The organism is Azohydromonas australica DSM 1124 (assembly GCF_000430725.1).
In the GTDB taxonomy this organism is placed as follows: Bacteria; Pseudomonadota; Gammaproteobacteria; order Burkholderiales; family Burkholderiaceae_C; genus Azohydromonas; species Azohydromonas australica.
On record NZ_AUMO01000086.1, the window covers coordinates 19,064 to 32,774 of the forward strand.

Consider the following 13,711-nt stretch of genomic DNA (forward strand, 5'->3'; position numbering starts at 1 on the left):
GGGGCTGGAACGGAGCGGTTGCGGTTCGGGCCGTGCCTCAGGCGGGACGGCCCTTCAACGGGTTTTCAACAATGTGGCGAGGAACCGTGATTCTTTGGACTGCAGGAAGCCTGGGCCTGGTGATCGAGGCGGTAGCGGGTGACTTCCGCATCCCGGCCGCCGTAGACCTTGGAATAGAACAGGTCACGTGCCGTCACCGGGCCGCGGCGCTGGGGCGTTTCGCCTTCGCTGCAGCGCTGACACAAGCCGCTGTGGTCCAGCAGCTCGAAGCAGCCTGGGGTCGTGCACCGGTGTTTCAGCATGCCGTACTCCGTTGGGCGTGGTCAGGGAAAGCCATGCTAGGGCTCACCCACCCCTCGTTGCAGCGGGCCAACCCTTACCCGGAGCTTGCACAAGTTTGCTGCGCTGCAGCACATTTTTTGGTTGCGTCCGCATTCACACCTGCGCCGCGACGTGCTCCGCCAGCGCCAAGCAGGCGGTGAGGCCGGGCGACTCGATGCCGAACAGGTTCACCAGGCCGGGCACGCCGTGCTGCGCCGCAGCATCGATACGGAAATCCGCCGCGGGCTGGCCCGGGCCGCTGATCTTGGGCCGCACGCCGGTGTAGGCCGGCGCCAGCGCCCCGTCCGGCAGTGCCGGCCAGTAGCGGCGGATGGCAGCCTCGAAAGCCGGGATGCGCGACTCGTCCACGCGGTAATCGAAGGTGGCCGGATCGGCATCGTCCAGCCACTGCGTGTCGGGGCCGAAGCGCGCCTGGCCGCCCAGGTCCAGCGTGAGGTGCACGCCCAGGCCGGCCGCGTCGTGCAGCGGGTACACCAGCCGCGCGAAGGGACTGCGCCCGCGCAGGCTGAAGTAGTGGCCCTTGCAGGCCCAGGCGCGCGGCACGTGCTGCGGCGCCAGGCCCTGGATGCGGCCGGCCAGCGCCGGCGCCCCGTGCCCGGCGCTGTTGACCACGCGCTGCGCCAGCAGCGCCATGGGCTGCTCGCCGCCGACCTGCAGCTCGATGCCCTGCGCCGTGACCCGGCCCGAGAGCACCGGGCTGGCCAGCGCCAGCATGGCGCCGGCGGCTTCGGCGTCGCCCAGCAGGCTCAGCATCAGCGCGTGGCTGTCCACGATGCCGGTGGAGGGCGACAGCAGCCCCGCCACGGCGCGCAGCTGCGGCTCCAGCTCGCGCGCCTGGGCGCCGTCGAGCCACTGCACGTCGCCCACGCCGTTGGCCAGCGCCTGGGCCTGCAGCGCGCGCAGCGCGGCGACCTGCGCCTCGTCCGTGGCGGCGATGAGCTTGCCGCAACGCCGGTGGCCCAGGCCGCGCTCGGCGCAGTAGTCGTACAGGCGCTCGCGCCCCTGCACGCACAGGCGCGCCTTGAGCGAGCCGGTGGGGTAGTACAGACCGGCGTGGATAACCTCGCTGTTGCGCGAGCTCGTGCCAGTGCCGATGGCGGTGGCGGCCTCCAGCACCAGCACCTCGTGCCCGCGCTGCGCCAGGGCCCGCGCCACCGCCAGCCCGACCACGCCGGCGCCCACGACGACGGTATCGACGCGCTCGACGCTCATGGCCGGCTCCCCTGATGGCGCAGCGCCCGGGGCACCTGAGCTGTCCGGGACGCCCCGGACAGCGGCTTCGCACAGGGGGCTTCAGCGGCGGCCGCGCGGCGCGGCGCCGTGTCGTGAAGGAAATCGATCGGCATGGCGTTGTGCATAGAAAGAATTACGTGGCGGGCCGGAGCCGGCCCGGCGGTGCGGCGCACCGGGCGTGCGAGCCCCGAGCATGCACCGCGCACGCGCAACCGGCGCCGGTGCCGCGCCCTGGCTGCGGCGGCAACGGCGTGCGCCGGCACGGGGCGGGCGCGGTGGTTCGTCCAGCATGCATCCATGGGCTGCGCGAGCCAAGGGGAGTATCGATGGTTGCCGGGCACACCGAAGCGCCCTGGGCATGGCGGCTGCCCCATTTACGCGCCCATCGCGGGCGCGCCGCTTGCCATGGTTGTGTGCGCCACGGCCCGTGGCCGTCTCGGCGGTGCCGCACCGGTGCCGCCGCAGCGGGTTTTCCACGACGCCGGGGCGGGCTGGGCCGGCCGCCCTCGTCGAAATGGGCGGTTGAGTGCGCAACACGACTGCGTGCTCGGTACACTGGCTTTCCCTTCGGTACAGAAACAGCGAGCCGTCCATGTCAACCCGTTCTAAGCCTGCCACCCGTACTCCTCCGCCGGCGCTGGATGCGTTGCTCAGTCACCGGCTGCACGAGCTCTACAAGCTCAGCGATGCCTTCGGCAGCGGCAGCGGGCTGCGCGCCAGCGGCGTCGCCCCGGGCGACGCGCGCTGCCTGGCGGCCATCGGTGCCTTCGAGCCGCTGTCGGTGGTGGAGCTGGCCGCCCGGGCGCGGCTGAACAAGGCGCAGGCCAGCCGCGCGGCGCAGTCGCTGGCCGACCAGGGCCTGGTGCGCAAGCAGGCCAACTCGGCCGACGCGCGCGGCGTGGTGCTCACGCTCACCGCGTCCGGCCGCGCGGCCTGGCGCAAGGTGATGGCGCTCATCGAGCGCCACAACGAGGAGGTCTTCGGCGTGTTCTCGCCCAACGAGCGCAAGCAGTTCGACAAACTGCTGGAGCGGCTGCTGTCGCACCACCGCGAGCAGACCGGGGTCTGAAGGCCCGGTCGCTGGCGCGACCGCTCCCTCCTCACCCCGCCCTCGCCCCCGCGCAGCGGGGGCGAGGGGAAGAAGAACTGCTCAGTGCGCCGCCGCGCGCGTCGCGCGCCGCTCGGCCAGGTGGCGCAGGTGCACCATCGAGATCTGGTGCGCGTGGATCAGGCGCAGCAGCCCGTTGCGCGAGAGTTCGGCCAGCGTCGCGTCGTCGAGCTTGAGCAGCCGCTCCTCGGCCACGGCCATGAAGCCGTCCACGCGCAGCGAGGGGCCGCCCTCGCCCTGGCTGATGTCCAGCCGCATCTCCTGCAGCAGCTCCAGCTCCATCAGCCGCTCGCAGCCACGGCGCGTGCGCTGCGCCTCGGCTTCGAGCTCGGGCAGCTGCTGCTGCATGCGCTGCACCAGCGCCGACGGGTTGCCCTCGGCATCGAACAGCGCGTCGCCCTCCGTCTCGGACACGCCCTTGTAGCTGCGGTCGATGCACAGCGCGGCCTGCTGCGCGTCCACCTGCGCCAGCGCGAAGGGGTAGACCCGCAGCTGTGCCGGCAGGTACTGCGCGACCCAGCCGCCGTCCGGGCGCAGGTACAGGTTCTCGTCGCGCGTGAGGCCCAGCACCGCCATGGGCGCCACCTGCGGCTGCCCGGCGTCGTCGGCGCCCACGCGCACGAACACGATCGGGTATTCCAGGCAGGCCTGCGGGAACTCCGCGCCGTGCAGGAAGCAGGCGTTGAGCTTGCCCGCCGCGGCGGCCAGGTCCACGGGCAGCTGCAGCCGCAGCGTGCGGTGGTGGTTGCGGTCCAGCGCCACGGGATCGCGGTGCAAGGCGGGATTGATCATGGGAGTCCTCGCGGGATGTGGTTGATGACTGCGGCGGCCACGGCGCGGCGGCGGTGGCCGCGGCGTCCGGGGCCGGAATCGGGAAGGGTGATGGGGGAACGCGCGAGCGCCGGCTCATCACCGATTTCGCTGGCGCTGAAATGAGAACCCGTTCGGGCTGAGCTTGTCGAAGCCCTCGCGGCGACATCCGGGCGCCTGCCCTTCGACAGGCTCAGGGCGAACGGGATTTGCTTCACCCTCGAAGAAGAACTGGCCTCAGTCCCCGGCCCGGGCGGCGGCGGTCAGCGGCGTGGCCAGCACCTTGTCGATGCGCTTGCCGTCCAGGTCCACCACCTCGAAGCGCCAGTCGGCCCATTCGACCGTGTCGGCGGTCTTGGGCAGCCGGCCCAGCAGCAGCAGCACCATGCCGGCCAGGGTGTTGTAGCGGCCGCGCTCCTCCTCGGGCAGCTCCTTGAGCGCGAGCCGGTCCTTGAGCTCGGGCACAGGGATCAGGCCGTCGAGCAGCCAGCTGCCGTCGTCGCGCGGCGTGGCCCAGGGCTGCTCGTCAACGCCGCCGCCGCCGCTGAACTCACCAGTGATGGCTTCGAGCAGGTCGCGGATCGTGATGACGCCCTGCACCTCACCGTACTCGTCCACCACGAACACCATCTCCGCGCCCGAGGCACGGAAGTGCTCCAGCAGCTCCATGCCCGAGAGCGTCTCGGGCACGAACACCGGCGGCGTGAGGTGGTCGGCGATGTCGAGCGCCTGCCCCGCCAGCACCTGGCGCAGCAGCGCCTGCGCCGCGACCACGCCCACCACGTCGTTGAGGTCGCCGCGGCACACCGGGTAGCGCGAGTGCCCGCCCTCGGCCAGCACGTCCTGGATGTCGGCAGCGGTGGCCGAGGCGTCGAGCCATTGGATGTCGGCGCGCGGGATCATCATCGAGCCGATCTGGCGATCGTCCAGGCGGAACACGTTGCGCACCATCTGGTGCTCCTGGGCCTCGATCACCCCGGCGTCCACGCCCTCCTCCAACTGCGCGGCGATCTCCTCTTCCGTCACGCTGCGGCTGGCGGCGTTGCGGATGCCCAGCAGCTTGAGCACCGCCTCGGTGCACACCGACAGCAGCACCACGAAGGGCCGCGCGATGGCGCTCAGCCCCTCCATCGGCAGCGCCACCAGCCGCGCCACCTGCTCCGGGAACAGCTGGCCCACGCGCTTGGGCACCAGCTCGCCGAAAATGATGGTCAGGATGGTGATGATGATCACCACCAGCGCCGTGGCCGTCACGGCGGCGGCGTGCTCGGGCACGTGCAGCGTCTGGATGAGCCACTGCGACAGCGGCTGCGAGAAGGCGTTCTCGCCCACGATGCCGTTGAGCACGCCGATCGACGTGATGCCGATCTGCACCGTGGAGAGGAACTTGGTGGGGTTGTCGTGCAGGTCCAGCGCGGCCTGCGCGCCGGGCTCGCCCGCCTCCAGCATGACCTGCAGCCGCGCCTTACGGCTGGCCGTGAGCGCCATCTCCGACATGGCGAACAGCCCGTTGAGCAGGATCAGGAATACCAGTAGCGCAAAGTCCATCGAACGGGTGCGGCGTGCCTTGTCCAGCGCCCGCACCGGGAAGAAGTGGCGGGTGAGCGTAGCAGAATCCCTCGAATGCACTATCTCATCGGCGACCTGCAGGGCTGCTGCGACGCGTTCGACCGGCTGCTGGCCGAGCTGGACTTCTCCCCTTCCCGCGACCGTCTCACGGTGCTGGGCGACCTCGTCAACCGCGGCCCGGCCTCGCTGCCCACGCTGCGGCGGCTGCGCGACCTGGGCGACGCCGCCGACGCGCTGCTGGGCAACCACGACCTGCACCTGCTGGCCGTGGCGCACGGCGTGCGCCCCGAGCACCGCAGCGACACCCTGCGCGACATCCTGCAGACGCCCGAGCGCGAGGCCTGGATCGACTGGGTGCGCCAGCGCCCGCTGGCGTTGCGGCGCGAAGGCTGGCTGTGCGTGCATGCCGGGCTGCCGCCGCAGTGGGACGCGGCGCAGGCGCTGGCGCTGGCCGACGAGGTGCAGGCGATGCTGCGCGGCCCGGACCTGCGCGACTTCCTCTTCGTTATGTACGGCAACGAGCCTGCGCGCTGGCGCGAGGACCTGCGCGGCGCCGACCGCTGGCGTTTCGTGGTCAACGTGCTCACGCGCGTGCGCTTCGTCGCCGCCGACGGCACGCTGGACTTCAAGACCAAGAACGGCGCGCTGCAGGCCCCGCCCGGGCTGGCGCCGTGGTTCGAGGCGCCCGGGCGGCGCAGCGCGGGCGAGCCCGTGGCCTTCGGCCACTGGAGCACGCTGGGGCTGGTGAACCGCCCCGACCTGCTGGCGCTGGACACCGGCTGCGTCTGGGGCGGACAGCTCACGGCGGTGCGCGTGGACGGCGGCCGGCGCGAGGTGACGCAGGTGGCGTGTCAGCAGGCGCAAGTACCGGGCCCGGTATGATGCGCGCCGCTTCAGGTGCCCCCGGTCGTCCCGGGGGTTGAACGGGAAGCAGGTGAAGCGGCGCGGCGGGGCATGAGTCCCGGCTGAAGCCGTCCAGGCCTGCGCTGCCCCCGCACCGGTAGGCAGGCCAGTTCGCCCATCACGAAGCCACTGCGGGTCGCGCGACCCGTGGGAAGGCGATGCGAGCGAGGCGCGCGGTGTGTTGCACCGCCCGCGGCCTGCGAGCCCGGATACCGGCCTCGAATGCATCGCCGCCGCGGCCCTGGCCGTGGCTTCATGCCACTGTAGCCTGCGGGGACGCTGGCTGCCGGAGACCTGTCCGATGAAGTCCGCTTCCCTTCGGCCCGCCGCGCTGTGCGGCCTGGCCCTGCTCGCCCTCACCCCCATCGCCCGCGCCGCCGAGGCGGTGGCTCAAGCGCCCTACAACGTCGCGCAGGCCGCGGTGCCGGTGCAGCCGGTGGTGGTGACGGCCACGCGCTTGTCGCAGCCCGTGTCCTCCGCACTGTCGGATGTACGCGTGATCGACGCTGAACAGATCCACCAAGCGGGCTCGATGTCGCTGCCCGAATTGCTGCAGACACAAGCAGGCGTGGAAATCATCAGCAATGGAGGCCCAGGCCAGACCACGGGCATCTTCATCCGCGGCGCCAACGCCAACCATGTGCTGCTGCTGGTGGACGGCGTACGGATCAACTCGGCCACCGCCGGCACCAACGCCTTCGAGCACATCCCGCTGTCGCAGATTGAGCGCGTGGAAGTGCTGCGCGGCCCGGGCAGCAGCCTCTACGGCGCCGACGCGATCGGCGGCGTGATTCAGGTGTTCACCAAGCAGGGCGAACGCACCGAGGCCCGCGTTGGCGTGGGCAGCGACCGCCTGCGTGAGATCTCTGCCGGCCTAGGTCGCCGCTTTGGTGCCACATCGCTGTCCGTGCAGGCCGGCTACACCCGTACCGATGCCTTCTCGGCTGCCAGCCCGACCAACACGCAGGGGGCGTTCAATCCCGACGACGACCGCTACCGCAACCGCCACATCAGCCTGGGTGTGGAACATGAGCTGGCCGCGGACCAAGCCCTGGCTCTGCGCTGGCTGCAAAGCGACGCCAAAACGCATTTCGACGGTACGCCGACCACGGATGACCTGAACCACCAGCGCCTGAGCCGCCTGTCGGTGGAGAGCCGCAACCGCATCACGCCGAACTGGCGCAGCACGCTGCGTCTGGCCCGCGGAACTGACGACAGCGTCACCACCGGCGCCTTCCCGGGCCGCTTCCGCACCGACCAGGATCAGCTGACGTGGCAGAACGACCTGCAAGCGCTGGGAGGCAAAGTGGCGGCCGGACTGGAGTGGCGCCGCGAAAAAGTGGACACGGACAGTACGTTCACTCGCACGCAACGCCATGTGGCCGCCGTGTTCGGCAGCTATGCACTGGCTTGGCAACGGCAACTGCTGGAACTGTCAGTGCGCCACGACGATGATTCGCAGTTCGGCGGCCACGGCACCGGCAAGCTGGCTTATGGCTGGCAGTTCGATCCGGCCTGGCGCCTGTCGGCCAGCGCGGGCACGGCGTTCAAGGCACCTACCTTCAATGACCTGTATTTCCCGCTGACCGACTTCAGTTTCCCAGGCTTCCCCTACTTCTATACCGGCAACCCGAACTTGAAGCCCGAGCGGGCCCGCAATGTCGAGGCCGCCCTGCGCTATGAGCGCTCGGGCTGGCGTGGCGGGCTGGTGGTGTTCAACAACCGCATCCGCGACCTCATCGACCAGAGTACTGATGCAATCGATCCCACTCTGCACACGGTGGACAACGTGGCCCGGGCGCGCATCCGGGGCGCCACGCTGGACGCGGCCTACACGACCAGTGCGTGGAACGTGCGCACCGAATGGACACGTCAGGATGCCGAGAACGCCGACACAGGCCTGCGCCTGCAACGGCGCGCCAAGCACTACGGCAGCGCCAGTCTGAACTGGACGCCCGGCCCCTGGCGTGCCGGCGTCGAACTGGTGACCAGCGGCGCGCGGTTCGCAGACGAGGCCAATACCGTGGCTTCCCGCATGGGCGGCTATGCCCTGGTGAATCTGCACGCGGGCTATGCCCTTACGCCCGAGCTGCGGCTGTCGGCCCGCCTGAACAACGTGGCCGACAAGCGCTACGAACTGGTGCAGGGCTTCAACACCCCAGGCCGCAAGTTCTTCGTGGCGCTGGAATACGCGGCCAAGTAAGCGGCGCTCCCCATGCTCCGCGCCCTGCGCATCTGGCTGCTACTGGCGCTGCTGGCTGCCGCCGCACTGGGCGTGGCGCTGGCCAGCGGCAGCAGCGAGATCGCGCTGGCGGAGCTGCCGCGGCTGCTGCTGCACCCCGACGACAGCCCCGCGGCGCAGGTGCTGCACGCGCTGCGGCTGCCGCGCGCACTCTCCGCCTTTGCCAGCGGCGCGCTGCTGGCGCTGGCCGGCGCGCTGATGCAGGTGCTGCTGCGCAACCCGCTGGCCGATCCCTACGTGCTGGGCACCTCCGGCGGCGCGGCGGTGGGCTCGCTCATCGCGCTCCTGCTCGGCGGCGGGCTGCTGACGCTGCAGCTCGGCGCCTTCGCCGGCGCGCTCACCTCCACCCTGCTGCTCTTCGGCCTGGCGCGCCGCGCCTGGCAGCCGCAGCTCGGCGAGAGCGAAGGCAGCGTGCCGCGGCTGCTGCTCACCGGCGTGATGCTGGCGGCGCTGTGGGCCGCCGTGACGCTGCTGCTGCTGACGCTGGTGCCGGAGGCGCAGCTGCGCGGGATGCTGTTCTGGCTCAGCGGCGACCTCGCCGGTGCCGACGCACCGGGCTGGCCGCTGGCAGCGCTGGCGGGCCTGCTGCTCGTGCTGTGGCCGCTGGCGCGCGAGTTGAACCTGCTGCTGCGCGGCGCCGCCGGCGCGCAGGCGCTGGGCGTGCGCGTGGCGTGGCTGCAGCGCGCGCTGTACCTGCTGGCCTCGCTGGCCGCGGCGGTGGCGGTGGCCACCGCCGGCGCGGTGGGCTTCGTGGGGCTGGTGGCGCCGCACGCGCTGCGGCTGCTCATCGGCAACGACCAGCGCGTGCTGCTGCCGGCCTGCGCCCTGGGCGGCGGCACGCTGCTGCTGCTGGCCGACACCCTGGCGCGCACCGCCGTGGCCCCGCAGCAGCTGCCCGTGGGCGTGGTGATGGCGCTGCTGGGCGCGCCGGCCTTCATCGCGCTGCTGCTGCGCGCGGAGGGGCGGCGATGAGCGCCGCGCTGCTGCAGGCCATCGGGCTGACGCTGCGCGCGGGCGCGCGCACGCTGGCCGAGAGGCTGGACCTGCGCATCGAGCCCGGCCAGTGCTGGGCGCTGCTGGGCCCCAACGGCAGCGGCAAGAGCACGCTGCTGCACACGCTGGCCGGGCTGCGGCCGGCGCAGGGCGGGCAGGTGCTGCTGGAAGGCATGCCCCTGGAAGCGTGGTCGCCGCTGGAGGCCGCGCGCCGGCGCGGGCTGCTGCCGCAGCAGCTGCACGACGCCTTCTCCAGCCCGGTGCTGGAGGTGGTGTTCACCGGCCGCCACCCCTACCTGCCGCGCTGGGGCTGGGAGTCGGAGGACGACCACCGCATCGCGCGCGCCGCGCTGGCGGCGGTGGACCTGGACGGCTTCGAGGCGCGCGACGTGCGCGCGCTCTCCGGCGGCGAGCGCCAGCGCGTGGGCATCGCCGCGCTGCTGGCGCAGGCCCCGCGCCTGCTGATGCTCGACGAGGCGCTGGCGCACCTGGACCTGCCGCACCAGGTGGGACTGCTAGAACACCTGCGCGCGCTCGCACAACGCGAAGGCCACGCCGTGCTGCTGTCCATCCACGATTTCAACCTGGCCCACCGCTTCGCCACCCACGCGCTGCTGCTGGGCCGCGCGGGCGTACCGGCGCAGGCCGGGCCCGCGGACGCGGTGATGAGCGCCGAAGGCCTATCGAACGCCTTTGGCCACCGCGTGCACCGCGGCGAGGTGCAGGGCCGCACCGTGTTCGTGGCGGACTGAAGGCCATGCGGCACGGCAGCACGCGTTCGCGCCGGTTTCGGAACGCGGCCAGGCTACTGGCGCTGGCAGCAGGCCTGGGGCTGGCCGGATCGGCTGCCGCCGCACCCGGCCCGGCGTCCGTGGCGGCACCGGCGCCCAAGCAAGCAGCGGCTCCCGCGGCGGCGCCGGCTCTGGACGCGCCGCTGCGCCTACGCGACGACGAGGGCCACGAATTGTCGTTGCCGCACCCGGCGCGGCGCATCGTGAGCGTGGCGCCGCACCTGACCGAGCTGCTGTTCGCCGCCGGCGCGGGCGACCGGGTGGTGGGCGTGGACGCGTGGAGCGACTTCCCCGCCGCGGCGCGGCGGCTGCCGCGTGTCGGCGACAGCGCGCAGCTGGACCTGGAGCGCATCGTGGCGTTGCGGCCGGACGTGGTGGTGGTGTGGGCCGACGGCACCGCCGCGCGGCAGCTGCAGCGGCTGCAGGCGCTGAAGCTGCCGCTGTACTTCAGCCGGCTGCAGCGCCTGGAGGACGTAGCCGCCACGCTGCGCCGCCTGGGCGCGCTGGCCGGCAGCGCGGACGACGCCGAGGCCGCCGCGCGGCGCTACGAGGGCGATCTGCAGGCGCTGCGCACGCGCTACGCGGGGCGGCGCGAACTGCGGGTTTTCTACCAGATCTGGCAACGGCCCCTGCTGACCGTCAGCGGCCGCCATTTCATCAGCCAGGCGCTGCAGCTGTGCGGCGGGCGCAATGTCTTCGCCGACTTGGCCCCGCTCACGCCCACGGCGAGCGAGGAGGCGGTGGTGCAGGCCGATCCGGACGTCATCGCCGCCTCGCGCCAGGACAGCGGCGGCCCCGAGCCGCTGGCGCGCTGGCAGGCGCTGCGCAGCCTGCGCGCCACGCGCCAGGATGCGCTGCTGCTGCTCGACGCCGACACCCTGCACCGCCCCACCGACCGCTTGCTGCAGGGTGCCGGGGAGCTGTGCCGGCGGCTGGACGAAGTGCGCGGCCGCACGCCGCCATGAGGGACGTCCGCGGTTGATGCGACAATGCGCCTTCGTCGCATGACGCGTCACGCGGCGACAGCATCCAGGAAGCGTGGCCGAGCGGTTTAAGGCACCGGTCTTGAAAACCGGCGAGGGTTGATCCCCTCCGTGGGTTCGAATCCCACCGCTTCCGCCAGCCCGACCCCTCATAATGTTTCACGGCATCCGTAGATGGCGCCGTCCTACAGGAGGCGGTGGCCGATCTAACGACGAGCGTTGAAGGCCTCCTTGCCCGGCTTTGCATCGTGAACGCCAAGCTGGCCGAGCTGCGCCGCCCCGGGCTCGACGGCTGAAGTCGCGCCCTGGCGATGCTAGCGCGGCTGCGGTACTTCACCGGTATCACGCCGCGCCTGCTCGCTCTTGTTACAGGTCCCCGTCCCTCCTCCCGCATGTTCGGCAGTCCTGGCGATGCTGAGCACACACCTGAACCTGAGCTGACAAGCACGCCAGGGAAAGGGTCTCAACGGCGTCTTTATCCCGTCCGGCCCTGATGGCCATCCGAGCTGCTGCAAGCGCGTCCTGGGCCTTCTACGGCCCCCCGGAGGCCGCCAGCCCGCCCGAAGGCTGTGGCGCCAGCAGCTCCAGCGACAGCTCACGCGGGTTGTCGGTGCGGCGGCTCACGTCCAGCAGCTCAATGCCAAGCACACGCCCCTGCGCGTCGTAGTCGATCACTACACCCTCGCGCACCTCATCGCTGTCGGCCACCTCCCCGGCGGCGAGCCGGATGTACATGGCATCGGCCTGGGGGTCGTACTGGACTTTCATGGCGTGGGGACTCCGTACTTGTCGAGCTTGCTGGTAAGCATCGCGGTAATGACCAGATCGCCTTCAACAATCACGCGAAGCAGCACCGGCTTGCCGTCGCGCTCGAACACGCCCTGTCGCTCCTCGCGCGGCGGCTGTGCCGGCACCACGCGCTGCGGGGTGTCCAGCACCGCGTCCAACCACTCGCTGGGGATGTGCCGCTCTGAGATGCGGGCCAGCGCGTGGGCGGTGAAGCGGTAGGGCATGGGTCACTATCGCCGACATCCAGATCAACCTGGGCAGTGCGAGGCCATGGAGACGGTGGACACGCTGACCGTGGCCGACGATGTGGTCCAGGGCTCCGACGACGAGCGGCTCCAGCCCTGACGCTGCCGGCCCATGCTGGCGGCTACCGCGCCGTGTCTGACGGCGACGTGCACCGCCTCCTGCGTTAGGCCGGCCTGGCGCCCACGCTGCCGGAGCCCAGCCGCTGGGAGTCAGGCGGCGCTGCAGTAACGCTTGACCGTGGCCGTGCTCAGGCCGAAGTGCTCCGCCGTCTTGGCGATGCTGGCGTCGTTGGCCGTCAAGACGCTCAGGCGCGCGTGCGGCGGTCCGCCGACACCTCGCTGCCGGCAAGCTGTAGGGTGCCAGATGCAGTAATTCTTCTTATGGGTAATCAGCCCATGTGGCACCCCACCCGCCTCTTTTCAATGTATCGGAGGGTAACATTCCGGGATCCAAAAAACTACGGTAGGGCGAGATGGGAGAGATGGGAGAGATGGGAGAGATGGGAGAGATGGGAGAGATGGGAGAGATGGGAGAGATGGGAGAGATGGGAGAGATGGGCGAGATGGGCGAGATGGGCGAGCACGTTTCCGTCATCATCCCGACGATGTGCGACAAGGCGCGCGGCGCGCTACTACGCCGGGCCATCGCCAGCGTCCGCGCCCAAAGAGGGGTACGCCTTGAGGTGATTGTGGTGGTCAATGGCCAGCGCTTTGAGCCGGACATCGTTGATGAACTGCAGGCCCGGCCTGAATTGCGCGTGCTGCAGCTCGATGAGGGCAACGTGTCGGCGGCTCGCCTTCACGGCCTGCGCCATGCGTCAGGGGCATTCTTTGCTTTCCTCGACGACGACGACGAGTTCTTAGATGGGGCGCTGGCGCGCCGCGTGGGGCTGTTTCGGCCGGGCATTGACGTAGTAGTGAGTGCCGGTCTGGTGCGCCGCGGTGGGCACGACACGCCTTTGGTGCCAGCGTCCATTGCGGCCACGGTCAACGCCGACATTGCTGGGAGCTTTCTGCGCTGCAACTGGTTCGCGTCGCCGGCCTCGATGTTCCGCGCCGGGGCAGTGCGAGCTGACCTTTTCGACATGCGGCTGCAGTATTTCGAGTGGACGTACTTGTTTTTCCGGCTGCTGGCCGAGGGCATGCGCATGCACTTTGACGACACGCCTACGTATCGCGTTCATGCCGACACGCCCGCGTCCGCATCCAAGTCGGCAGCCTATGCGGCGTTTTCCCTGGTGCTATTCAGAGACCATATCCTGCCGCTTGATTTGCCCGCAACGGTGAAGCGGGCCTTGCGCAAGAAGCGCGTTACCGCGCTCAACGTCGTCTCGCAGCACGAACTCCAGGCCGGGCGCCGGTTGAGCGCTTGGCGGGCGCACATTGAGTGCGTCCTGCGTGGTGGCGTGCAGTTCCTGCCGTACACGCGCCACCTGCTGCTGCGTTAAGCGCCATCCCTTTCAAGGTGCCCATTTAGCTAGCACGCTGCCTCCTCTGACGCACCCGATGGCAAGTGGAGGTGTGCGATGACAGTGGTGGATGCTGTCGTGGAGCGCTTTGCGCACCACTCTCCAGTGACGCTGATGGCACGGCTGGCGCTGCAGCGGGCACTGGATCCGGACTGGATCGACGAAGTGTTTGCTCAGCGCGCCCAGCACCAGTACGTGCGCGAGCTGCTGTTTTCGACCACGGTGGAACTGATG

The 13,711-nt window shown here is 70.8% G+C and carries 13 protein-coding genes, 1 tRNA gene and 1 riboswitch; of the genes, 9 read left to right on the plus strand and 5 right to left on the minus strand.

The features are described 5' to 3' along the window. Positions 1-435: 435 nt before the first annotated feature. Positions 436-1,554 (minus strand): NAD(P)/FAD-dependent oxidoreductase, encoded by a 1,119-nt coding sequence (locus H537_RS0114715; protein WP_028998516.1) that lies wholly within the window; start codon positions 1,552-1,554, stop codon positions 436-438. A 613-nt stretch (positions 1,555-2,167) separates the two neighbouring features. Between H537_RS0114715 and H537_RS0114720 the strand changes: the two genes are divergently transcribed. Continuing rightward, the gene (locus H537_RS0114720) at positions 2,168-2,644 is read left to right on the plus strand and encodes a MarR family winged helix-turn-helix transcriptional regulator (protein WP_043458865.1); all 477 of its coding nucleotides are present in this window, start codon (positions 2,168-2,170) and stop codon (positions 2,642-2,644) included. A gap of 81 nt (positions 2,645-2,725) precedes the next feature. Here H537_RS0114720 and H537_RS0114725 read toward each other — a convergent pair whose 3' ends face one another. After that, positions 2,726-3,475, minus strand: coding sequence for a SapC family protein (locus H537_RS0114725; protein WP_028998518.1), 750 nt, complete (start codon positions 3,473-3,475; stop codon positions 2,726-2,728). A gap of 255 nt (positions 3,476-3,730) precedes the next feature. Further along, a complete protein-coding gene (locus H537_RS0114730; protein WP_028998519.1) occupies positions 3,731-5,041 on the minus strand; it encodes a hemolysin family protein in 1,311 nt (436 codons plus the stop codon). A 75-nt stretch (positions 5,042-5,116) separates the two neighbouring features. Here H537_RS0114730 and H537_RS0114735 point away from each other — a divergent pair, with 75 nt between their 5' ends. From H537_RS0114735 to H537_RS0114760, 6 genes are all read left to right on the plus strand, one after another. Beyond that, positions 5,117-5,944: a symmetrical bis(5'-nucleosyl)-tetraphosphatase gene (locus H537_RS0114735; protein WP_028998520.1), complete on the plus strand. Its 828-nt coding sequence runs from the start codon at positions 5,117-5,119 to the stop codon at positions 5,942-5,944. Continuing rightward, positions 5,941-6,200: riboswitch (cobalamin riboswitch) on the plus strand. It overlaps the preceding gene by 4 nt. Before the next feature lie 66 nt (positions 6,201-6,266). Beyond that, entirely contained in the window at positions 6,267-8,168 is a 1,902-nt protein-coding gene (locus H537_RS0114740) for a TonB-dependent receptor domain-containing protein (RefSeq protein ID WP_051242654.1), read from the plus strand. A gap of 12 nt (positions 8,169-8,180) precedes the next feature. Then, positions 8,181-9,179 carry a FecCD family ABC transporter permease gene (locus H537_RS0114745; protein ID WP_028998522.1) on the plus strand — a complete coding sequence of 333 codons (999 nt, stop codon included), beginning with the start codon at positions 8,181-8,183 and terminating at the stop codon, positions 9,177-9,179. Further along, entirely contained in the window at positions 9,176-9,952 is a 777-nt protein-coding gene (locus H537_RS0114750; RefSeq protein ID WP_028998523.1) for an ABC transporter ATP-binding protein, read from the plus strand. The genes H537_RS0114745 and H537_RS0114750 overlap by 4 nt, the downstream gene beginning before the upstream one ends. Before the next feature lie 5 nt (positions 9,953-9,957). Then, positions 9,958-10,956, plus strand: a complete 999-nt coding sequence (locus tag H537_RS0114755; RefSeq protein WP_051242656.1) for a cobalamin-binding protein — start codon at positions 9,958-9,960, stop codon at positions 10,954-10,956. Between the two features lie 67 nt (positions 10,957-11,023). Then, a tRNA-Ser gene (locus tag H537_RS0114760) sits at positions 11,024-11,113 on the plus strand. 392 nt (positions 11,114-11,505) lie between these two features. On the opposite strand, the gene H537_RS0114765 is transcribed toward H537_RS0114760, so the two are convergent. Beyond that, on the minus strand, positions 11,506-11,742 hold the full coding sequence (locus H537_RS0114765) for a DUF2283 domain-containing protein (protein ID WP_028998525.1): 237 nt from the start codon (positions 11,740-11,742) through the stop codon (positions 11,506-11,508). Continuing rightward, positions 11,739-11,987 (minus strand): DUF4258 domain-containing protein, encoded by a 249-nt coding sequence (locus H537_RS0114770; RefSeq protein WP_028998526.1) that lies wholly within the window; start codon positions 11,985-11,987, stop codon positions 11,739-11,741. The genes H537_RS0114765 and H537_RS0114770 overlap by 4 nt, the downstream gene beginning before the upstream one ends. Here H537_RS0114770 and H537_RS56275 point away from each other — a divergent pair. Both H537_RS56275 and H537_RS43170 read left to right on the plus strand, forming a co-directional pair. Continuing rightward, positions 11,986-12,108 (plus strand): hypothetical protein, encoded by a 123-nt coding sequence (locus tag H537_RS56275; RefSeq protein WP_259375231.1) that lies wholly within the window; start codon positions 11,986-11,988, stop codon positions 12,106-12,108. The genes H537_RS0114770 and H537_RS56275 overlap by 2 nt on opposite strands. Before the next feature lie 382 nt (positions 12,109-12,490). Next, a complete protein-coding gene (locus tag H537_RS43170; protein ID WP_169517008.1) occupies positions 12,491-13,456 on the plus strand; it encodes a glycosyltransferase family 2 protein in 966 nt (321 codons plus the stop codon). Positions 13,457-13,711: the final 255 nt, after the last annotated feature.